We start from the raw sequence: 20051 nt of genomic DNA, 5'->3' as shown, positions 1-20051 counted from the left end.
AAAAACGAGACAAGGCGACAACGCCCGCCGTGTACGCATAGTACATCAGGGCGTTGGCAACGCCGTATCGTTGCGATTTTAAACAACTAAAAACCGCTGCATTTCGCAGCGGTTTTTCGTCAAACATACATCAGGCTTTTTTAACAAATTCCGATTTCAAATTCATGCCCGTACCGTTGATTTTGCAGGAAATATCGTGGTCGCCGTCTTGCAGGCGGATGTTTTTCACTTTTGTCCCCTGCTTAATCACGGTAGAGCTTCCTTTTACTTTCAAATCCTTAATCAACACCACCGTATCACCGTCTTGCAGCGGCGTACCGTTGGCATCGCGCACCTGATGCCCTGAAGCAGCGGCTTCAGCATTGCCCTCTTCCGTCCATTCATGGGCGCATTCGGGGCAAACCAACTGCGTACCGTCGTGGTAGGTCAGTTCGGAAGCACATTGCGGGCAAGCGGGAAAACTCATTTTTAATCCTTATCCATCAAAAAATTATAAACTTTCAAAAAAACCCCAATCGTTATCGGAAAATTCGGGCTTCAAATACATATGCACCTGTGCCGCGCCCGCTTTCAATGCCACATCGCGCAAGGTGTTGAGTTCGGCATCGGTAATGTCGTTTAAAAAACGGATTTGCGGACGAATAATCAAAATGGGGGCAGTGGGCGAAAAACGGCTTTGTGTCAAAACGTTTTTCAAAACTTCGGTGGCGGCGCGGCTGTTGGTAACGGGCGTGCGCGGATGGGCAAAAGGCAGGTGGTTGCGCCCATTGTTGCGCTGTTCGTCGTCCCAATCGCTGCGCCCGTTTGCCTGTGGCGGCAGCACCGCGCTACCGACAAAACTTTCACGGGTTTTGACTTTAACCAGCTCGATGCGGTCGTCGCACAATGCCACCAAAATCACCGAAGACAGGCGGTATTTGTGCAGGTTTTGCGGATTGATGCGTGCCATGTCCTGCCCCTTAAAAACGCTGTACTTAAAAGGTATAGCCCGTTTGCCGTTCTTCATCGCCCACCAAATCCACCAGCAAGGCATACAAAGGCTGTAATTCGGTATAACGGCGGCTGGTTCGGCGCAAATAATTCAGAAAACGCGGAATTTCAGGACGGTATTTGTCTTTGCCATCGCGATGCCACAAACGTGCAAAAATCCCCGCCACTTTCAAATGACGCTGCACACCCATCCATTCAAACCAACGGTAAAATTCGTCAAACTGCGCCGCCACAGGCAAACCCGCTGCGCGTACCTTTTCCCAATAGCGCACCAGCAAATCCAAAACAAATTCTTCATCCCATTCAATAAAGGCATCGCGCAGCAACGAAACAACATCATAGGTAATCGGACCGTAAAGCGCGTCTTGGAAATCCAAAATCCCCGGACGGTCGCGCGTCAGCATAATATTACGCACAATAAAATCGCGGTGGACGAATACTTTGGGCTGCTGCTCAATGGCGGGAAGCAGCACTTCTACGGTTTGTTGCCACAGTTGTTTTTGTTTGAAATTCAAGGCGTGGTCGCGGTTGGCTGCCTGTTCTGCTTCGCTACGCAGTTCTTTGGCAACAAACCATTCGGGAAACAGGTTCACTTCGCGCAACAAAACGCTGCGGTCGTACTCAGGCAAAACATGGGGACGACTGCTTTTTTGCAGGGCAATCAGTTCGTCCCATGCTTCCAAAATCAGGGCTTTGTGCGCGGCAGGATGGTTGTTTTCGGGCGCGGTCATGGCTTTTAAGTATTGCGTGTCGCCCAAATCGTTTAAGGTCAAAAAACCTTGCTCGCGGTTACAATCAATAATTTCGGGTACGTTTAACACGGGGGCGAACAGGTCTCGCACTTGAATATAGGGTTCAAGATTGATTTGTTCGGGGGGCGCGTCCATGCAAATCAGGGTGCTGCCGTCTTCAAACACGGCGCGTAAATAACGGCGGAAATCGGCATCTTGCGCGGCAAAATCCAAGCGGAACGTCCGTTGCGGATAGCGTTCCGAGAGCCAATTTTTTAATAATTGTTCACGCATTTGGTTAAATTCTTCCCGCTGTGTTAATAACTCTTTTCGTTGCATGGTAATTTTTTCGGTTAAAATAATTGCTATTGTAATGCAAATTTTCGGCAGGGTCGCTTATTTTGTCGCATGTCTCCAAACTCTTTTTTGCTGTAAAACCACGCATCAAGCGTGCTGCGCTTCGGGCTGCGCCTGCACCTGCAGCGGTGTTTTCGCGCCCGTTGAAGCAGTCGGGGGGCGTGTTTGCGTGCAAGCCTTTGGTGGTGGCGTTGGTGTGGGCATTTTGCAGCACCACGGCACAAGCCCAGCAGGCAGAAGTGTGCCACACCGATGATGTGGTATCGGCTGCTTCTGCACCTGCCGTTGATAATGTGCCTGTGGCAACACAGGATTTGCCTACTGATGCCGTGCGTATCCGTGCCAACAAAATCGCGGGACAAACGGGGGTACGCGCTTTGGCAGAAGGCGATGTGGTGGTGGAGCGCAATGCCGAAACCCTGCACGCCCAACGCATTGATTACGACCAGCCCGCCGACACCCTTACCGCCGAAGGGGGATTTACCCTAACCCGCGCCGATGGCGCACAAGTTCGCGGCGACACCCTGCAATACGATTTGGGCAAGCAAAGCGGACAGGTGCGCGATGCCGCGTTTGAAGCAGAACACGAAGGACGGCGTTTGCAAGGCACGGGCAGCGAACTGGTTTTGCACGACGGTAAGCGTTCATCTGCCAAGAAAGTGCGTTTTAACACCTGCGGACGCGGCGATAATCCGTGGTATATTGAAGCGGCAGAACTGCAAGCCGACCGCAACACCAATATCGGCACGGCAAAACACGCCAAGCTGGTGTTTAAAGGCGTACCGATTTTGTACACGCCTTGGGCGGATTTTCCTTTAAGCGGTGGGCGCAAAAGCGGTTTTCTTGTTCCCAGCGTGAAAATCGGCTCTAACGGCACAGAAGTGGAACTGCCGTATTATTTTAATGTTGCGCCCAACTACGATGCCACTTTCGCCCCTGGTGTGATTAGTGCACGCGGTTTAACCCTGCGCGGCGAAACCCGTTACCTGATGCCCGATTATCAAGGGCAGGTACAGGCACGTTATATGCCGCACGACCGCCGCAGCCGCCACGACCACCGTTATGAAGTGCAATGGCAACACCAGCACCGCCTCAATCCACAATGGCAAGGCGGGGTCAGTCTCAACCAAGTATCCGATGACGACTACTACCGCGATTTTTACGGGCGCAACGAAGTGGCGGAAAACGTGCAGTTAGACCGCCGCGCTTGGTTAAATTACGAAGGCAAAGCCTTTGGCGGCACACTCAACGCCCAAGCCCTTGCGCAAAAATACCAAACCTTAAGCGATGCACAAGGGCGCAAAGACAAACCTTATGCCCTGCTGCCGCGTGTATCCACGCAGTGGGACAGACAATTTGGCAGCATCAAAACCGCCGTCAGCAGCCAGTTTACCCGTTTTGAACATTCCGAACGGCAAGACGGCAGCCGTGCCGTGCTGTATCCGCAAGCACAATGGCAGCTAGACCGCGGCTGGTGGTATGCCCGTCCCAAAGTAGGCGTACACCTTACCCGCTATTGGCTTGACCGCTTTCGCGGCACGCCCTCACACACCGCCGACCGCATTCTGCCAATTGCCAACCTAGATACAGGCATGAATTTTGAACGGCACACCCGCCTGTTTGGACAAAATTTCATTCAAACGCTGGAACCGCGTTTGTTTTACAACTATATTCCCAAAAAATCGCAAAACGACTTGCCCAATTTTGATTCGTCCGAAAACAGCTTTAGTTACGCCCAGCTGTTCCGCGAAAACCTGTATTCGGGCAACGACCGCATCAACAGCAGCAACAGCCTGTCTTTCGGTTTACAAACGCGCCTGTTTGAAACACACAGCGGCGCAGAACGCTTCCGCGCAGGCATCGGACAAAAATTTTACTTTAATGCCGACAATGTGTTATTAAACGGCAATATCGCCCGTTTGCCACGCAATAAAAGCGACATCGCTGCCTTTGCGGGTGGGCGCGTGGCACAGCATTGGCACGCTGATGCCAAACTGCATTACAATCAAAACGCCCGCGCTTTGGAACGCGCCGATGCAGGCATCCGTTACCACCCCGAAGCGGGTAAGGTGTTGTCGGCGCGTTATAAATACGCCCGCCGTGAAGAAATTTATACGGGTCATTTTGACCGTTTGCGCCAGCTGGATTTGGCGTTTCAATGGCCCATACACAATAATCTGTATGCCATGGGACGTTTGAACTACGGGCTGTCGCCGCGCAAACCGCTGGAGCAGATGCTGGGCTTGGAATACCGCAGCCATTGCGGCTGCTGGAGCGCAAGCATGGCGGCACAACGCTACACCAGCGGGCAAGACAGCTACAAACACGCTCTGTTTTTTACCTTGCAGTTAAAAGATTTAAGCAGCTTGGGCAACAACCCCTTTAAAGCACTGCGTTTGGGCATTCCCAAGTACCACAAAACCAACGAGGTCATCAAAAAATGAAAACATCACGCATCAAACCTTTATTTTACGCTTTACTGATTGCCGCAGCGGGCAATAGTGCCGCCGCCGAAATCCGCACCCTAAACAGCATCGCCGCCGAAATCAACGGCAACATCATCACCTATGGCGACATCGCCCGCACCGCCACCGTGATGCACGAAAACGCAGGACGTGCCGATATTCCGCGCGAACAGGTTTTACAGGCAGCGCGTCAAAGCCTGATGGAACGCGCCCTGATGGTAGATGAAGCGCGTAACAAACAATTAAAAACCACCCCCGCCGAAATCGACAATGAAATCACCCGCCGCGCCAACCAAGCAGGCGTAAACACCGATAAAATTTATGCCGATGCCGCGCGTTTGGGTTGGAACCGCGAACAATACCGTTTGGAAGTGGCGAAAGATTTGCTGATTGAAAAAGTGATGGCGGATTTAACCGAAGGCATCAACATCACCCCCCATCAAATTGACCAATATATTGAATCCGCCGCCAAAGAAAACCGCACCCTGCCCGCAGGCGAACCTTATACCGTGTATCAAGTGCGCCGCATCCTGATTAAAATCAGCAAAAACAATACCGCTTCATCGGTTGGCAAACGCATGGATTTGATTGCCAACGCCGTGGTGCAGGGCAATGATTTTGGCGCATTGGCCAAACGCTATTCACAAGAACCTGCTGCCGCCCAAGGCGGTTTGCAAGACCTGACCGACCACAGCGAAGCCCCGAAAGTGGAAGCCCTGCTGCAGAAACTGTCGCCGGGGCAAACCGCTGCGCCCGTGCAAACCGCGCACAATTGGCAGATGCTGCAACTGGTGGGCAAACGCACCGAAACCGACCCCGAAAAAATCCGCCGCGAAGCGGTGCGCCGTCTGCTGCGCAGTCAGGAATTGGAAAAAGCCCATCAGCAGTTTGTCGAACGCCTGCAGCACAATGCCGTGGTGCGCGAATACTGATAGCCAATGAATTGAATAATATTTTTATAGGAAAACAATTTTGTCACTTCTTCAAACCCTTATCGCCTTTTTAGTTGCCATTTTGCTGCTGGTGAGCCTGCACGAGCTGGGACACCTGCTGGCAGCGCGTTGGTGCGGCATTAAAGTATTGCGTTTTTCGGTGGGCTTTGGCAAACCCTTTGTCAAAAAACAATGGCGCAATATTGAATGGTGTCTCGCCCCCATTCCCTTGGGCGGTTATGTCAAAATGGTGGATACCCGCGAAGGCAATGTTGCCGAAGCCGATTTGCCTTATGCCTTTGACAAACAACACCCGCTCAAACGCATTATCGTGGTGGCAGCAGGACCTTTGGTGAATCTGGTGCTGGCGGTACTGCTGTATTTTTGGCTGTTTGCCGCCGACGGCATCACCCAAATCAAACCCTATGTTGGCACGGTACACACCCCCTCTGTGGCGGCACAGGCAGGCTTTGTGTCAGGCGACCGCATTCTTTCGGTAAACGGTACTGCCGTTACCGATTTTAACGATGCCCGCACCCGCATGATTCTTAATTTGGACAGCGGCAAAGTCAATGTAAACGTACAAACCGCCGATGGAAAAAACGCCGTGCGCGTGATTGACGCTGCGGGCAGTCCCGAAGCCCAAGCCATTGCCAAGCGCATTGCCGATTTAGGCATTTCCCCCCACAAAAACAGCGATGCGATTGGGCGCGTGCTGCCCGACAGCCCCGCCGACAAAGCAGGCTTACGCAGCGGCGACCGCATTACCGCCATTGGCAACACCCCCACCCCCCACTGGCGCGATTGGCAAACCATTATCCGCGAAAACGCAGGCAGCAGGCTGAATGTTACCTACACCCGCGCAGGCAAATCTTACCAAACCCAAATTCTCACCAATGCCGTCGAGCTGCCCGACCGCAGCCAAATCATCGGACAAATCGGCGTAATGGCTGCCCCCGACAGCGCATGGCAAGCCCACATCATTCACCGCTACCGCCCCAGTGCAGGCGAAGCCCTCACTGCCGCATGGGACAAAACCGCCTCTTACGCCGTGATGACTGTGGATTTCTTCCGCAAACTGCTGTTTGGACAAGCCTCGCTGCACCATATTTCTGGACCTGTGGGCATTGCCGAAGTAGCAGGCAGCAGCGCATCCGCAGGCTGGCAGGCGTATTTAGAATTTCTCGCCGTGGTCAGCTTAAGTTTGGGCGTGATGAATTTACTGCCTATTCCCGTATTGGACGGCGGACATCTAGTTTACTATACTGCCGAACTCATTCGCGGCAAGCCCTTAAGCGAACAGGTGCAACAGCTTGGTTTACGCATTGGCATTACCCTGATGCTAACCATGATGCTGCTGGCGTTTTTTAACGACCTTACCCGCTTATTCGGCTAACCTTACTCAAAAAGGAATGTCGATGTTTCAACACACAGAACCACACTCCGGCACCCGTGTGGTTCTGATTAGGGGACGGACACCCCAAACCAACAAAATTTCATTTAACCGCCATCATGTATGGTGGGGCTTCAAACCAAAAAGGAATTTCGATGAACCTCAAAAAAATCACCCTCACACTGATTGCCATCGGCTTAATCAGTCCCGCGCTTGCCGACAATTTTAAAATTTCCGAGCTGCGCATTGAAGGCGAACAACACACATCTGAAGCCACCGTGCGCTCGCTGCTGCCGTTTAAAATGGGCGAAGAATACAGCGAAGCCTTGGGCGAAAGCATTATCCGCAGCCTGTATGCCAGCGGTTTTTACGAAAACGTCAGCCTTGAGCAAAACGGCAATATGCTGATTATTACGGTTAAAGAACGTCCCGTTATCAGCAATGTTACCGTAAAGGGCTCAAAAGTACTGCCCAATGATGCCGTATTAAAAAATCTGGCAGAAATGCGCGGCGACACCAATGGCGACATCGGCGATTTGGTCAATGACCCCAATGCCAAAGACCACGACCAAAAACTCAAAGATTTTGACAGCGGTGCCAATTACGACACCGAAAAAGCCCTTGCTTCCACAGGGCTTGCCAAAGGCGATTTTTTCAGCCAAGAAGCCTTGGTACGCGCCATGCGCGCGCTGGATGCCACCTACCGCGAGCAAGGCAAAAACAATGTCAAAATCACCCCCGAAGTGCAGGAATTGGCACGTAACCGCGTTGCCCTGACCATTAACGTGGAAGAAGGCAAAACCACCCGCGTACGCCAAATTGAATTTGAAGGCAATGAACATTTCAGCGATGCCCGTTTGGAACGCCAAATCGCCCTTACAGACGGTACGCTGTTTTCGTGGCTGACCAAAAGCAATGTGTTTTCTTGGGAAAAATTCGGGCAGGACAAAGCCCGTTTGGAAAGTTTTTACCGTACACGCGGCTTTTTTGATGCCGAAGTGGATTTGGACGACCGCGAATTAAACGAAGACAAAACGCGCGAAAAAGTCGTTATCAAAGTAAACGAAGGCAAGCGTTACCGCTGGGGCAATATCGGCATCAGCGGCGACAACAAAGAAGTGCCAAAAGAAAAGCTACTCAAGCGTTTGAGCAAGCTGAAAAAAGGCAATTGGAGTAATTACGAGCAATTGGAAGCGGCACTGGCGGGCATCCGCAGCGATTTGCAGTCGGCAGGTTATTTTTATGCCAACGCCAATGCCGAAGCCCAACGCAATCCCGACGGCAGCATTGATATTGATGTCCGTTTGGCACCGGGGGCGCGGATTGCGGTGCGCCAAATCAATATTTCGGGCAATACCAAAACCCGTGATGAAGTTATCCGCCGCGAATTCCGCCAAATGGAAGGCGCAGTGTACGACCAATCTAAAGTGGACCGTTCACGCCAACGCCTGATGCAGTTGGGTTATTTTGACGATGTGTCGATTGAAGGCAAGCCCACCGCCGAAAATGACCAGCAAATGGACGTATCCGTCAAAGTACAAGAACGCCATACGGGCAGTTTGAACGCTTCGGCGGGTTGGTCGCAAGACGATGGCTTGGTGATTGCAGGCAGCGTGGCGCAGGATAATCTGTTTGGTACGGGCAAATCGGCTTCTGCCAGCATTTCGCGCAGTAAAGTGCGTAAAAACGCCAGCATTTCCTTTACCGACCCCTATTTTACCCCCGACGGTGTGAGCATGACTTATTCGCTGTTCGGTTCGGATTACAACCCCTACAAACTCAACAACAGCCCGCGCAGCTACCGCATTAAAAAATACGGTGCAACTGCCATTATGGGCGTGCCGATTACCGAATACGACCGCGTAAACTTCGGTTTGGGTGCGGAACATTTAAATGTGGGGCTGTATCCGCAGTCGCCCACACGCTACCGCCGTTTTGTGGACAACAACGGCAATAAAAACTGGATTTACAAAGGCATTTTAAGCTGGTACCGCAACACCACTGATGATGCGTTCTGGCCCACACGCGGCTATCAGGCAAGCGTGGGCGCAGAAGCAGGACTCCCAGGAAGCGGTTTGCAGTATTACCAGCTTGACCACCAGCAAACATGGTATTTCCCCATCAACAAAACCTTTACCCTGATGTTGAACGGTCAGTTCGGCTACAGCGGCAACTACGGCAAAACCAAAGAACTGCCGTTTATGTATGCTCAAAGCGGCGGCGGTTTGGGTTCGGTGCGCGGTTATGAAACAGGTTCGCTCGGTCCGAAATTCTACGACTACGAATGCGATGAAAAAACAGGCAAATGCCTGAATTTAGGCACGGAATACTACGGCGGTAAATTTGCTGCCAATGTGAATGCCGAATTGCTGTTCCCCTTCCCCGGCGTAAAAGACAATAAAAGCGTGCGTTTAAGCCTGTTTGCCGATGCAGGCAGCGTGTGGGATGGTAAAACCTATACCCCTGGTATCTACCACCCTGTAAACAATCCCAATGCCCACAACAACTATTACGGCGAAAACACCGTGCATAAATCTTCGTTTAACAAAGAATTGCGTTATTCGGCAGGTGCGGCACTCACATGGATTTCGCCGATGGGTCCCATCAAACTCAGCTATGCCTATCCGCTGAAAAAGAAAAAAACCGACCAAGTGCAACGCTTCCAGTTCCAATTGGGTACGGTATTCTAAACCCCGATGTGTAAAACTGCGGGCATGGGCTGGGGACAACGCTGCTGTTCGTCTCCGTCCTGCCCGCAGATTTTTATTGCCAAAATGCCTTTTCCATTGAAGCCAAACAATTTTTGCGATACATTAAACCCTGTCTGCCAAAGTCGGCGAGCCAGCATGCGTGCGAGACACCGTCTCAAGGGTTCTGGACACTCGGGGCTTTGGCAGATTTCCACTTGCATCAAATAATCAGTCTGCTATACTAGCATTGCGCCCCGAGGTTGGTTGACCTTGTTTTTGTTGATTATCAACAAAGACAGGGAATGTTCCCATAGGGGCGTTTTTATTCCCGTTGTTTCCATCCCCTATTCTTTCATCAACATTCCGTGCGACAACGCCGTATCGTTGCGATTTTAATCAACTATCGTTTGAAGCCCCACTATAGACAGCAGTACAATAAACTTTTAAGTCCTTTCCCACCACCATAAATTATCGCCCCAGTTTAAAAGGATATTGTCCATGCTCACCCTTTCCCAAATCACCGCGCAATTAGGCGGCGAATGGCGCGGCGAAGACGTTGCCATACACGGTCTTGCCCCCGCTGCCGCTGCCACAGCCCAACACATTACCTTTCTTGCCAATCCCAAATACCGCGCCGATGTGCAAGCCAGCGCCGCCGCCGCCGTGATTGTTTCGCCAAAAGCAGCAGACAGTTTTCAAGGGCGCAATCTGATTGTCGCCGCCGACCCCTATTTGTATTTTGCCAAAATCGCCCGTCTGTTCCACCCACGCCCTGCTGCCCGCGCAGGCATACACCCCCGCGCCTGTATCGCCGACAATGCCCATGTGCCCGCATCCTGCGAAATCGGCGCAAATGTGGTGATTGAAGCAGGCGCAGTATTGGGCGAACACTGCCGCATTCTCGCGGGCAGCTTTATCGGTGCAGACTGTGTAATTGGCGCACATTCCGTGCTGCATCCCAATGTCAGCGTGTATCACGGCTGCCGTTTGGGCGAACGGGTGGAAATCCATTCGGGCGCGGTTATTGGTGCAGACGGCTTCGGTTTGGCATTTACGGGAACAGACTGGCTAAAAATCCCGCAAACGGGCGCAGTAGTTTTGGGCGACGACGTGGAAATCGGTGCCAACACCACCATTGACCGCGGTGCCATGGGCGATACCGTGATTGGTCGCGGCACCAAAATTGACAATCAAGTACAAATCGCCCACAACTGCCGCATTGGCGAACACACCGTTATCGCCGCCTGCACAGGCATTTCGGGCAGCACCCAAATTGGCAATTACTGCATGATTGGCGGCGCAGCCATGTTTGTCGGACACATTGAAATCGCCGATAAAACCGTGATTGGCGGTGGGACTGTCGTCACCCGCAGCATCACCAGCGCAGGACATTACGCTTCCTGCTACCCCCTGCAAAGCCAAAAAGAATGGACGAAAAACGCCGTCCACCTGCGCCACCTCAGCCAAATTAACCAAAGACTCAAAACCTTGGAAAAGCAATTTGATTCATCAGAACAAAATCCGTAGAATCGCCCCACCCCTTATCCAAGCAACAAGGAAACACCATGAAAAAACTTACCGTTTTACTGTTGGGCAGCGCCGCTTCCCTACCCGCTTTTGCCAACCAGCCTCAAGCCTTTACGGGTACGTCCGTAGGCATGGAAGTCGGTACTACCCGCTATAAATTTGACAAAGATTGGCCCCGCACCAAAAGCAGCACCGATATCAGCTTAAGCGCCAGCCATGCTTTTGAATTTGGCAACAGCCAATTGATTGGCGAAGTAGAAGGCAAAATCAAACCCATCGCTACCACCGTTGCCAAACAAGACGGCGTGCGTATTAAAGAAAAATCCCGCTACAGCGTGTCTTATCTGCAAGGCTACCGTTCGGGCAGCGATGTGATGCCCTATGCCAAAATTGGTTATAACGAAAGCCGTTTTGAAAACAAAGACAACAGCCAAAAAGCCAAAGCCCGTGGTTACAGCGTTGGTTTTGGTGCCAAATACGCCGTTGCCCCACATTTGGAAATGGGCGTGGAATACACCCACACCCGCTTAAAATCGGTTAAAAAAGCCTCAGACGGTTCACGTCCCACCCTGCGCGGCAATGGCTTGAGCACCAGCATTGCTTACCGTTTCTAAATTCCCCAATCCACTGACCAACAGGCTGTTCCCCACCATCGGACAGCCTGTTTTGCTTTTTTCCTTGCCCCTGCACGTTTGCTGCACTAAAATAATCGGTTTTTGATTTTTCTGCTGTCCACACGCCGTTAAACAGAAACCTTTTGCTGTCCAAAGCCGTCAAACAGCTTGTTTGCCACCCGTTGCGCCCGCAAGCGCAACCCATTCTGCGGAGTTCTGCCCATGAGCACACCCTATCTGCAAATCAAAGGCTTGGTTAAAAAATTTGGCGACAATACCGCCGTAAACGCCATTGACCTGGACATCAACCGACACGAAATTTTCGCCCTGCTGGGCAGTTCGGGCAGCGGTAAATCCACCCTGCTGCGTATGCTCGCGGGCATGGAAACCCCGTCCGGCGGACACATTATTCTGGACGGGCAGGACATCACCAAACTTGCCCCCTACGACCGCCCCATCAATATGATGTTCCAAAGCTACGCCCTGTTCCCACACATGACCGTAGAACAAAACATCGCCTTCGGCTTAAAACAAGACAAACTGCCCAAAGAAGAAATCAATGCCCGCGTAGAAGAAATGCTGCGCTTGGTGCAAATGCTCAAATACGCCAAACGCAAACCACACCAACTTTCAGGCGGTCAGCAACAGCGCGTTGCCTTGGCACGCTCGCTTGCCAAACGCCCCAAACTGCTGCTGTTAGACGAACCCTTGGGCGCATTGGACAAAAAACTGCGTCAGCAAACCCAGCTTGAACTGGTCAATACACTGGAAAAAGTGGGCGTAACCTGCATTATGGTGACCCACGACCAAGAAGAAGCCATGACCATGGCAACCCGTGTTGCCATTATGTCAGACGGCGAACTCAAACAAGTTGGCACGCCCAGCGATGTGTACGACTACCCCAATAGCCGCTTTACCGCCGAATTTATCGGCGAAACCAATATTTTTGAAGGCAAGCTGGTGCATAAAGACGATGAGCACGCCCTCATTGACTGTCCCGAACTGCCCGCCAAAGTTTATACCGACCAAAAATTTGAAGCCGACAACGGGCAAACCGTGTGGATTTCTATTCGTCCCGAAGACATTGACCTGCACAAAGAAAAACCCGCCCACCGCGACACCCACAACTGGGCAAAAGGCGTGGTCAAAGACATTGCCTATTTGGGCAGCTTTGCCATTTACCATGTGCAAATGCCCAACGGACGCATCATCAAAAGCCAAGTGCCCGCGCCCTACTGGTACACGCGCAACCTTACCCCGCCCACTTGGGACGAAGAAGTCTATCTGGATTGGCCTGAAAACCAACCCACCCCGCTCACCCGCTAAAGGAGCTTGCCATGTCTGTGAATATCAAGCGCCGTTTGCGTCCGGGGCGCAAACTCGTTATCGGCGTACCCTTTGTGTGGCTGCTGCTGCTGTTTTTAGTACCGTTTTTTATCGTATTAAAAATCAGTTTTGCCGAGCAGGACTTACGCATTCCCCCGTTTACCCCGCTGTTTGACGAACAAGGCAATCTGCACATCGTTTGGCAAAACTATAAAGACATGTTTGCCGATTTCGGTTCGTCTTTGGCAGCCATGCTCAATCCCTTTAGCGGCAGCAACGGCGAAAATATTTACCTGCTGACCTATTGGCTGTCCGTCAAAACCGCACTGCTGACCACCGTGATTTGTCTGCTGGTAGGCTATCCGATGGCTTACGCCATTGCCCGCGCCCACCCTTCCATCCGCAATACCCTGTTGCTGGCAATTATGCTGCCGTTTTGGACATCATTTTTGTTGCGTGTATATGCGTGGATGGGCTTGCTGGGACAAAACGGCATCATCAACAACTACATCACCCCCTATTTAATCCAATGGGGCATTGTGGATAAACCTTTGGATTTATTTTACAACAACTTTTCTTTGGTTTTGGTGATGGTGTATGCCTATTTGCCGTTTATGATTCTGCCCTTATACACCCAATTGGTAAAACTGGACGGGCGTTTGCTGGAAGCAGCGGCAGATTTGGGCGCACACCCCTTAAAAGCCTTTTTTACCATCACTTTGCCCCTGTCTAAAACAGGCATTATTGCAGGTTCTATGCTGGTGTTTATCCCCAGTGTGGGCGAATATGTGATTCCCGAACTGGTGGGCGGACCTGATAACCTGATGATTGGTAAAGTATTGTGGCAAGCATTCTTTGACCAAAACAACTGGCCTTTGGCTGCTGCCGTTGCCGTGGTTATGGTGCTGCTGCTGGTCGTACCGATGGCACTGTTTCAGCGTTACGAAGAGCGCGAACTGGAAGAAGGGAGCAAATAATGCAAACGAAAATGTCTTGGTTTTTAAAAACCATGTTGTTTCTGGGATTTGCATTTTTGTATATCCCACTGATTATTCTGGTTATCTATTCGTTTAACGATTCCAAGCTGGTAACGGTGTGGGGCGGATTTTCCACACGCTGGTATGGCGAACTGATGAAAGACGACCAGATTTTAGGCGCGGCTTGGCTGTCGCTGCGGATTGCAGCGGTGTCGTCGCTGGCAGCGGTGGCACTGGGTACGATGGCAGGCTATGCACTGGCACGGATTAAACGTTTTCGCGGCAGTACCTTGTTTGCGGGCATGGTGTCTGCGCCGATGGTGATGCCCGATGTGATTACGGGCTTGTCTATGCTGCTGCTGATTATTGAGGTGCAAACCCTGATTCAAGCCAGCTTTGGCGACACGGCTGCTGCTTGGCTTGACCGCGGATTTTTAACCATTTTCCTCGGACACACCACTTTGTGCATGGCGTATATTACGGTGGTTATCCGTTCGCGGCTGATGGAATTGGACCAATCATTAGAAGAAGCAGCAATGGATTTGGGCGCACGTCCGTTGAAAATCTTTTGGGTGATTACCCTGCCGCTGATTGCCCCTGCCATTGCTTCAGGCTTTTTGCTGGGGGTAACGCTGTCGCTAGATGATTTGGTGATTACTTCGTTCTTATCAGGACCTGGTTCGTCCACACTGCCGCAGCTGATTTTTTCCAAAGTGCGTTTGGGCTTAAACCCCGAAATGAACGTGTTGGCAACGATTATGATTGCCATTGTGGGTACGCTGGTGATTAGCTTGAATTATCTGATGTTGCGGCGCACGGCGCGTTTGGATAAGGAAATGCGTGAAGCGTTCCGCGCAAGCGAGTAAACAAAAAAAACCGTCCGAACAAGTTTCGGACGGTTTTGTTTTGCTTACTGCGCTGCCGATACGGTGGCACGAATCAGCCCTTCGGCTTTTGCCAAGGTATTTTCCACTTCAGCAGGGGCAATTTTACTGCCCAAAATCAGGTGTTGCGCGGGAACGTAAGACACTTGTACTTTGCCGTCTGTTTCGGTAATCAATACTTTAAGCGGCAGTTGCAGGGCAAAAGCGGGGTCTTTTACCATCAGCGGTGTGCCTGCTTTGGGGTTGCCGAAAATCAGCACGGTAGCAGGTTGCATTTGTAAGCCTGCTTTTTGTGCAGCGGCTTGGTGGTCAATCACGGCAAACACGGTCATGCCTTTACTTTCTATGGCTTGGCGGATTTTGGCGACAGTGTCGTTAAAATCATAAGCGCTGGGAATGGTGGTTTGATGTGCAGGCATGGTGTGAGATGAACTGTGATGATGGAAAGAAGGTAGGGCAGAGCAAGCTGCCAGCATCAGTGCGGCAAAGGCGGGGGCGAAATAGTGTTTCATGGTTTTTCCTGTTGGGAGTGGGTGGTTCGGATAATGTTAGACACATCATAACCTTGCGCTTGGGCTTGTGCCAAGTGTTTTTGATAGGTGGCTTCGTCCATTTGCGGGGTGCGCGATAATAACCATAGGTATTTACGGTCTGGCTGACCCACCATGGCATATTGATAATGGTCGTCCAATGCCATTACCCAATACGGCGACTGTCCAAATGGTAGCCAACGCAAGGCTTTTAGCAAGAAGGTCACACTTAAACGGCTGTTGGTGGTGTTTTGCGGACGCGCCAAGCCTTCGGCTTGTGACCAAGTACCGTCGGCACGTTGGCAGCGGTTGAGTACGGTAATGGTGTTGTCGGGATTCAGGCTGTATTGTGCGCTGACATTGGCGGCGCATTGTTTTTGAAACGGCATAGGCAAACGGGCAATTTCATACCATGTGCCTGCGTAGCGTTGTACATCTACTTGTGCCACAGTAGGCAAATCCTGCTGCGGTGTGGCAGCACAAGCAGCCAATAATACGGAAATTATAGAAAAATATAATTTTTTCATTGATTTAATCTCATTTTAATCAAACTGAACCATTAAAAAAACAGCCTGATATTGTAAGCAGCTTTCAATATGTAGAAAAATTTATTTTTCTTTATAAAACATAAAAATATACACTGACAAACTGCGACAGGCTACCACCGAGTACAAACAAATGCCAAATACCGTGTCCGTGGCGGATTTTTTCATCATTGATAAACCAATAAATGCCCGCGCTGTACAATACGCCGCCCAATGCGAGCCAAAACAGTCCCCACGCAGGCAGGTTTTTCACCAAAGGATACGCCGCCACCAACACCATCCAGCCCATCAGCACATACAAAATCATCGATAACTTGCGCGTGCGCCGCCCAAGCGTCAGCTCTTGCACAATACCGAACACGCACAACGACCACACCACCGCCAGCAGCGACCAACCCCACACTCCGCGCAAAGTTACCAAAGTAAACGGCGTATAACTTCCCGCAATCAAAAGATAAATCGCGCAATGGTCTATTTTCTGCAAAACGGCTTTGGCACGCGGCGGGCGCACGCTGTGGTAAACCGTTGAACCCAAATACAGCAGCACCAAACATGCCCCATACACCGCCGCGCCCGTAATGCGGTAGGCATCATTCTGCGGAACGGTGTGCCACAACATCAGCCCCAAACCCGATACTGCCAGCAGCGTACCCGCCAAATTGAGTATTCTCCCCCAATCCACCACCCATTCGCATAGGCTTGTCTACCACCACGCGCATGGGCAAATAGTCCACTTATTCTCATCATAATGCCCCCAACCGCACCAGTTCGCACATACGCCTCCAATTTACCCAAAAGCGCATGGTACTCCGCCACCAAAATCTTAATCACGGCTTAACGGGTTTCTTTGCTTCCACAATGTCAGCCTTTCCTGCTGTTGCGACCTTAAATGTGGTTCTGCTTGCCAAATTAAGGCATACACTGCCTGTTTGTCTGCAAAGCAGGGAAACCAATCGTCTAAAATCACACTTCTGATTGCGCCTTGCTGTAAAACCATCACATACAGCAAATCAAAACAGGCTCGCGGGTGGTCGGCGATAAAAACCGGTGTGTGTTCGGAAACAATGCCCATACGTTTCAGCCTTTGTGTGCCGTTAATCACACCGGCACTACCCAAAAGCGGATTGGTATTGTAGGGCTGGTTGTCGCCACACACATACAGATGCAGGAGCATAGGCTTGGCAAAAGTAGCAGCAGAATGCCAATCGCCCGTACCGTTGGGACTGTGAATGTTGAGCGCGACCATCAGGCTGATGTAACATTGTCGGCTGGTGGGTGGGATAATTAGGGACATTCTAAATTTCCCAGCAAAATACATATTTTACCATTCAGCCAATATGTGCCGTTCCGATTTAACTCCGTCAATGCTGTTTAATGTGGCAGAACAACAATACCTGCACCGATTAAGCCAGCGTCTGCCTTTATCCGTACTACTGTCTTCCGCACGCAATCAGGAAGAAATCGGTATGGATTTTGTTTACCACTCGGCACGACTGTCAGGCAGCCGCTACGACTGGCACGATACGCTTACCCTGTTGAAAAACGGGCGTACCGCCGCCAAACCGTTTGCCGATGCCGTTATGCTGTTAAACTTGTGGCGCAGCTATCAGTACCTGTTATCGTGCTTTGATGCTAAGCACACAAGCATTCAAGACTTTATTATCAACAGCCATGCTTTGATTACACAAGATTTGCCGCCGCATCAGCAGGACAAACCAGTTTCCCATCATTCAGCTTATCCGGCAGCAGAGTTAAACCGCTTAATGACCGAAGAACAAAAACTGCATAACCCGTTTGACAGAGCCTTGTATTGCTACAATTATCTGGCAGACGGCAACCGTTTCCCCTACGGCAGCAAACGCACTGCCCGTCATACCACAGCGTTTGTATTGATGAATGCGGGATTATTTCCCTGCGTATTTTGGGCAGACGGCAACCAAGATGATGCGGAAAGCTTTGGGTGCGATGTTGAAAACAACAATTCTTCAAACAGCAGAAATGCTTTTATCCATGCCTATAAACAAACCGTAGCACGTTATGAACCGAAACCTGCCCCCGAATGCAGACGGGCTGCCTGAACAATCAATACCGCCCATAACCCCAACACATTCAAGAGGACTAAAAAATGGCGACCATTATGGAAAAAGAAAGTCTGATTGACCTGATTGCTTATGCAACATCAATCGTTGCTTTAAGAATGGAAAACTCTGAACAATATGAAGAGTTAATGGACTTTTTGGCAGAAAAAAGACATTGGACTTATGCGACACCGCATGAAGAAATTGATTTGGATTCGGAAGTCAAGCCTCTTCAAGAGATGATTAAAAAATACAAGGAATTGCCCTTACTTCCCCAATTTCAAAAAAATGCTTAAGGGTATAACGATATTGAAAATAGAAATCCCCTAAACAGCAAAGATACTTTTCCTGATGAAGCCACCCCATCGGTCGCCGCACCGTAGCATCTACCCCAAGCATACCCCCGAATCCTTACTGCCCTTGCTTAATGAAGTGGACAAACTGCATGAACGCTTTATCCGCTACAAACACTGCGTTCCCGAACACTCGGATTTATGGCGGGTTACGCGGGGAAAAGCTACACGCTTTGTGGACCTAGCACAGCAATGCGATTGAAGGCTCAACACTAACTTTAAGCGATACGATTTTCTTTTTACAAGAAAGTTTAACCGTTCAGGGTAAACCGCTTCAGGATTTTTTGGCGGCTCAAAACCATGCCCAAACCGTTGATTATTTATTTGAAACGGTTTCAACACACAGCACGATAACGGGAGAGTTGATACAGCATATTAACGCAATGCTGCTATATGGTGTCTGCCCTGCGCCAATGTTTTTACCGACAAACCAAGCGTGTGAACAGCCTGAACACCTGACTGTTCAGATACGGGAACTAACAGACTATATCGCTCACGGTTCTGTCCACCCTGTACTGCTGGCGGCGGTGGTGCATTACAATATGGTTAGAATCCACCCTTTTGATGACGAACGGGCGCGGTGCAAGAATTTTGATGAATATTATTCTGATGAAAAACGGTTATCCGCCCGCAGTCGTCAAAAAAGAAGAAAAACATTTTTATCTGCAATATTTGAACGATGCGGACAATGGCGATATTCTGCCGTTTACACGCTTCATTGTCGACCAGTTGGCCGATACCCTGCGGCAGGTATTGGCGGATTGGGAACGTGTGGGGAATTGACTAATCCTGCCCCGGTTCTGTGCCTGCGGGTATATCCGTTGTCGGCAAATGTGCCGTATAAAATGGTGGTCGTATCAAAGAAATACAACCCCGACAAGGCACAAAACACCGATGCAGGGTGCATATTTGCTTTGGCGTATTGAAGCATCAGACGGTTTATCAGTCCCGTCAGATGGAAATTTCAGCTACGGGGGCTTGACGGGGAAGATGGTATCTACGCTTGCTTATATCCTTTATGTAAATATTTTTTACCTAAATAAAATAAAAAAGATGAGTAATTATTCTCAAGCATAATAGTTGGAAAATGATTGTTTTGGTAATAAAGATCCTGTAGGTATTCATCATTCTTAATTAAAAATAATTCTTTATTTATCTTCATCCATTCTAGCAGTTTCTCTCCTAATAAATCTATATTTTCAATAGATTGGTACCAGTTTAGCAAATCCTGAATTTCAATAAAGCTTGATATCCAAATATATTCTTCCGCACCATAATCAATTGATACCTTTACAATAATATTATTTTTTACCATTTTACACCACCTTCCTCACGAATAAAGTTATTGAGATATTCTGAAGTTCTTTTCGTATTTCTATCATTAGGAAACATTGTTCCTCCCATAGGATTTAATGGATCAATAATCAATATATCTTTTTTATCAGGAGATATATATATTGTTTTTCCTGAATTAACAAGAGTTTTTTGTCCTTGCATTACATATGAAATTTTTGTTTGTAACTGCAAATCCGTGAGATGCTTATATCTATCACTCCGTATGGTTTTAAGCTTTTCAAAAATTGACTAATCCTGCTTCCTGCCCCGGTTCTGTGCCTGCGGGTATATCCGTTGCCGGCAAATGTGCCGTATAAAATGTGC

The 20051-nt window shown here is 50.0% G+C and carries 21 protein-coding genes and 1 pseudogene; 13 read left to right on the top strand and 9 right to left on the bottom strand.

Annotated features, from left to right (window positions below; translation table 11 throughout):
- Window positions 1-130: 130 nt before the first annotated feature.
- Genes H3L98_RS02900 through amgK form a run of 3 tightly spaced genes read right to left on the bottom strand, consistent with a single transcriptional unit; the run spans window position 131 to window position 2015 of the window.
- Complete coding sequence (locus tag H3L98_RS02900) at window positions 131-466, bottom strand: zinc ribbon domain-containing protein YjdM (RefSeq protein ID WP_027022234.1); 336 nt, start codon at window positions 464-466, stop codon at window positions 131-133.
- Window positions 467-490: 24 nt separating this feature from the next.
- The gene (locus H3L98_RS02895) at window positions 491-949 is read right to left on the bottom strand and encodes a hypothetical protein (RefSeq protein WP_027022235.1); all 459 of its coding nucleotides are present in this window, start codon (window positions 947-949) and stop codon (window positions 491-493) included.
- A 25-nt stretch (window positions 950-974) separates the two neighbouring features.
- Window positions 975-2015, bottom strand: coding sequence for an N-acetylmuramate/N-acetylglucosamine kinase AmgK (amgK, locus tag H3L98_RS02890; RefSeq protein ID WP_027022236.1), 1041 nt, complete (start codon window positions 2013-2015; stop codon window positions 975-977).
- Between the two features lie 107 nt (window positions 2016-2122).
- On the opposite strand from amgK, the gene H3L98_RS02885 reads away from it, so the two are divergent.
- The 9 genes from H3L98_RS02885 (at window position 2123) to H3L98_RS02845 (ending at window position 14868) form a co-directional block, all read left to right on the top strand.
- Window positions 2123-4522, top strand: a complete 2400-nt coding sequence (locus H3L98_RS02885) for an LPS-assembly protein LptD (RefSeq protein ID WP_246327835.1) — start codon at window positions 2123-2125, stop codon at window positions 4520-4522.
- Window positions 4519-5475 carry a peptidylprolyl isomerase gene (locus tag H3L98_RS02880; protein WP_027022238.1) on the top strand — a complete coding sequence of 319 codons (957 nt, stop codon included), beginning with the start codon at window positions 4519-4521 and terminating at the stop codon, window positions 5473-5475. The genes H3L98_RS02885 and H3L98_RS02880 overlap by 4 nt, the downstream gene beginning before the upstream one ends.
- 40 nt (window positions 5476-5515) lie before the next feature.
- A complete protein-coding gene (gene rseP, locus H3L98_RS02875; protein ID WP_027022239.1) occupies window positions 5516-6871 on the top strand; it encodes an RIP metalloprotease RseP in 1356 nt (451 codons plus the stop codon).
- Between the two features lie 152 nt (window positions 6872-7023).
- Entirely contained in the window at window positions 7024-9558 is a 2535-nt protein-coding gene (gene bamA / locus H3L98_RS02870; protein WP_027022240.1) for an outer membrane protein assembly factor BamA, read from the top strand.
- A 498-nt stretch (window positions 9559-10056) separates the two neighbouring features.
- On the top strand, window positions 10057-11085 hold the full coding sequence (gene lpxD, locus H3L98_RS02865; protein ID WP_027022242.1) for a UDP-3-O-(3-hydroxymyristoyl)glucosamine N-acyltransferase: 1029 nt from the start codon (window positions 10057-10059) through the stop codon (window positions 11083-11085).
- 38 nt (window positions 11086-11123) lie between these two features.
- Complete coding sequence (locus H3L98_RS02860) at window positions 11124-11699, top strand: porin family protein (protein ID WP_027022243.1); 576 nt, start codon at window positions 11124-11126, stop codon at window positions 11697-11699.
- 222 nt (window positions 11700-11921) lie between these two features.
- Window positions 11922-13025, top strand: a complete 1104-nt coding sequence (locus H3L98_RS02855) for an ABC transporter ATP-binding protein (protein ID WP_027022244.1) — start codon at window positions 11922-11924, stop codon at window positions 13023-13025.
- 11 nt (window positions 13026-13036) lie between these two features.
- The gene (locus H3L98_RS02850; RefSeq protein ID WP_156932309.1) at window positions 13037-14002 is read left to right on the top strand and encodes an ABC transporter permease subunit; all 966 of its coding nucleotides are present in this window, start codon (window positions 13037-13039) and stop codon (window positions 14000-14002) included.
- Window positions 14002-14868: an ABC transporter permease subunit gene (locus H3L98_RS02845; RefSeq protein ID WP_420838879.1), complete on the top strand. Its 867-nt coding sequence runs from the start codon at window positions 14002-14004 to the stop codon at window positions 14866-14868. Before H3L98_RS02850 ends, H3L98_RS02845 begins: the two co-directional genes overlap by 1 nt.
- Before the next feature lie 44 nt (window positions 14869-14912).
- Here the strand turns inward: H3L98_RS02845 and H3L98_RS02840 are convergent, their stop codons facing one another.
- The 4 genes from H3L98_RS02840 to H3L98_RS02825 form a co-directional block, all read right to left on the bottom strand.
- A complete protein-coding gene (locus H3L98_RS02840) occupies window positions 14913-15398 on the bottom strand; it encodes a DUF302 domain-containing protein (protein WP_027022247.1) in 486 nt (161 codons plus the stop codon).
- Window positions 15395-15943, bottom strand: a complete 549-nt coding sequence (locus H3L98_RS02835; RefSeq protein ID WP_027022248.1) for a lipocalin family protein — start codon at window positions 15941-15943, stop codon at window positions 15395-15397. The genes H3L98_RS02840 and H3L98_RS02835 overlap by 4 nt, the downstream gene beginning before the upstream one ends.
- 91 nt (window positions 15944-16034) lie before the next feature.
- A complete protein-coding gene (gene trhA, locus H3L98_RS02830) occupies window positions 16035-16643 on the bottom strand; it encodes a PAQR family membrane homeostasis protein TrhA (RefSeq protein ID WP_246327834.1) in 609 nt (202 codons plus the stop codon).
- 141 nt (window positions 16644-16784) lie between these two features.
- Window positions 16785-17255: a hypothetical protein gene (locus H3L98_RS02825; RefSeq protein WP_182078450.1), complete on the bottom strand. Its 471-nt coding sequence runs from the start codon at window positions 17253-17255 to the stop codon at window positions 16785-16787.
- A gap of 43 nt (window positions 17256-17298) precedes the next feature.
- Here H3L98_RS02825 and H3L98_RS02820 point away from each other — a divergent pair, with 43 nt between their 5' ends.
- The 4 genes and pseudogenes from H3L98_RS02820 to H3L98_RS10900 all read left to right on the top strand — a co-directional run bounded on the left by H3L98_RS02820 (window position 17299) and on the right by H3L98_RS10900 (window position 19175).
- Window positions 17299-18039, top strand: coding sequence for a Fic family protein (locus tag H3L98_RS02820; RefSeq protein WP_182078449.1), 741 nt, complete (start codon window positions 17299-17301; stop codon window positions 18037-18039).
- A 47-nt stretch (window positions 18040-18086) separates the two neighbouring features.
- Window positions 18087-18335 (top strand): hypothetical protein, encoded by a 249-nt coding sequence (locus H3L98_RS02815; protein ID WP_182078423.1) that lies wholly within the window; start codon window positions 18087-18089, stop codon window positions 18333-18335.
- Between the two features lie 440 nt (window positions 18336-18775).
- Window positions 18776-18949: pseudogene (locus tag H3L98_RS11045) on the top strand (hypothetical protein); the annotation flags it as partial.
- Between the two features lie 37 nt (window positions 18950-18986).
- Window positions 18987-19175, top strand: a complete 189-nt coding sequence (locus tag H3L98_RS10900; protein WP_027022450.1) for a hypothetical protein — start codon at window positions 18987-18989, stop codon at window positions 19173-19175.
- 214 nt (window positions 19176-19389) lie between these two features.
- Here H3L98_RS10900 and H3L98_RS02805 read toward each other — a convergent pair whose 3' ends face one another.
- The gene (locus tag H3L98_RS02805) at window positions 19390-19707 is read right to left on the bottom strand and encodes a hypothetical protein (RefSeq protein ID WP_027022449.1); all 318 of its coding nucleotides are present in this window, start codon (window positions 19705-19707) and stop codon (window positions 19390-19392) included.
- A complete protein-coding gene (locus H3L98_RS02800) occupies window positions 19701-19889 on the bottom strand; it encodes a hypothetical protein (RefSeq protein ID WP_156932327.1) in 189 nt (62 codons plus the stop codon). The genes H3L98_RS02805 and H3L98_RS02800 overlap by 7 nt, the downstream gene beginning before the upstream one ends.
- Between the last annotated feature and the right edge of the window lie 162 nt (window positions 19890-20051).

This window comes from Conchiformibius steedae (assembly GCF_014054725.1).
Taxonomy (GTDB): Bacteria; Pseudomonadota; Gammaproteobacteria; order Burkholderiales; family Neisseriaceae; genus Conchiformibius; species Conchiformibius steedae.
The sequence above is the reverse complement of the archived record's forward strand: the minus strand, read 5'-3'. Positions and strand labels throughout refer to the sequence as shown.

Coding starts and splice junctions, on each gene's coding strand:
- H3L98_RS02900 (WP_027022234.1), bottom strand. CDS start 466: ATGAGTTTTCCCGCTTGCCCGCAATGTGCTTCCGAACTGACCTACCAC.
- H3L98_RS02895 (WP_027022235.1), bottom strand. CDS start 949: ATGGCACGCATCAATCCGCAAAACCTGCACAAATACCGCCTGTCTTCG.
- amgK (WP_027022236.1), bottom strand. CDS start 2,015: ATGCGTGAACAATTATTAAAAAATTGGCTCTCGGAACGCTATCCGCAA.
- H3L98_RS02880 (WP_027022238.1), top strand. CDS start 4,519: ATGAAAACATCACGCATCAAACCTTTATTTTACGCTTTACTGATTGCC.
- bamA (WP_027022240.1), top strand. CDS start 7,024: ATGAACCTCAAAAAAATCACCCTCACACTGATTGCCATCGGCTTAATC.
- lpxD (WP_027022242.1), top strand. CDS start 10,057: ATGCTCACCCTTTCCCAAATCACCGCGCAATTAGGCGGCGAATGGCGC.
- H3L98_RS02860 (WP_027022243.1), top strand. CDS start 11,124: ATGAAAAAACTTACCGTTTTACTGTTGGGCAGCGCCGCTTCCCTACCC.
- H3L98_RS02855 (WP_027022244.1), top strand. CDS start 11,922: ATGAGCACACCCTATCTGCAAATCAAAGGCTTGGTTAAAAAATTTGGC.
- H3L98_RS02850 (WP_156932309.1), top strand. CDS start 13,037: ATGTCTGTGAATATCAAGCGCCGTTTGCGTCCGGGGCGCAAACTCGTT.
- H3L98_RS02845 (WP_420838879.1), top strand. CDS start 14,002: ATGCAAACGAAAATGTCTTGGTTTTTAAAAACCATGTTGTTTCTGGGA.
- H3L98_RS02840 (WP_027022247.1), bottom strand. CDS start 15,398: ATGAAACACTATTTCGCCCCCGCCTTTGCCGCACTGATGCTGGCAGCT.
- H3L98_RS02835 (WP_027022248.1), bottom strand. CDS start 15,943: ATGAAAAAATTATATTTTTCTATAATTTCCGTATTATTGGCTGCTTGT.
- H3L98_RS02825 (WP_182078450.1), bottom strand. CDS start 17,255: ATGTCCCTAATTATCCCACCCACCAGCCGACAATGTTACATCAGCCTG.
- H3L98_RS02820 (WP_182078449.1), top strand. CDS start 17,299: ATGTGCCGTTCCGATTTAACTCCGTCAATGCTGTTTAATGTGGCAGAA.
- H3L98_RS02815 (WP_182078423.1), top strand. CDS start 18,087: ATGGCGACCATTATGGAAAAAGAAAGTCTGATTGACCTGATTGCTTAT.
- H3L98_RS10900 (WP_027022450.1), top strand. CDS start 18,987: ATGAATATTATTCTGATGAAAAACGGTTATCCGCCCGCAGTCGTCAAA.
- H3L98_RS02805 (WP_027022449.1), bottom strand. CDS start 19,707: ATGGTAAAAAATAATATTATTGTAAAGGTATCAATTGATTATGGTGCG.
- H3L98_RS02800 (WP_156932327.1), bottom strand. CDS start 19,889: ATGCAAGGACAAAAAACTCTTGTTAATTCAGGAAAAACAATATATATA.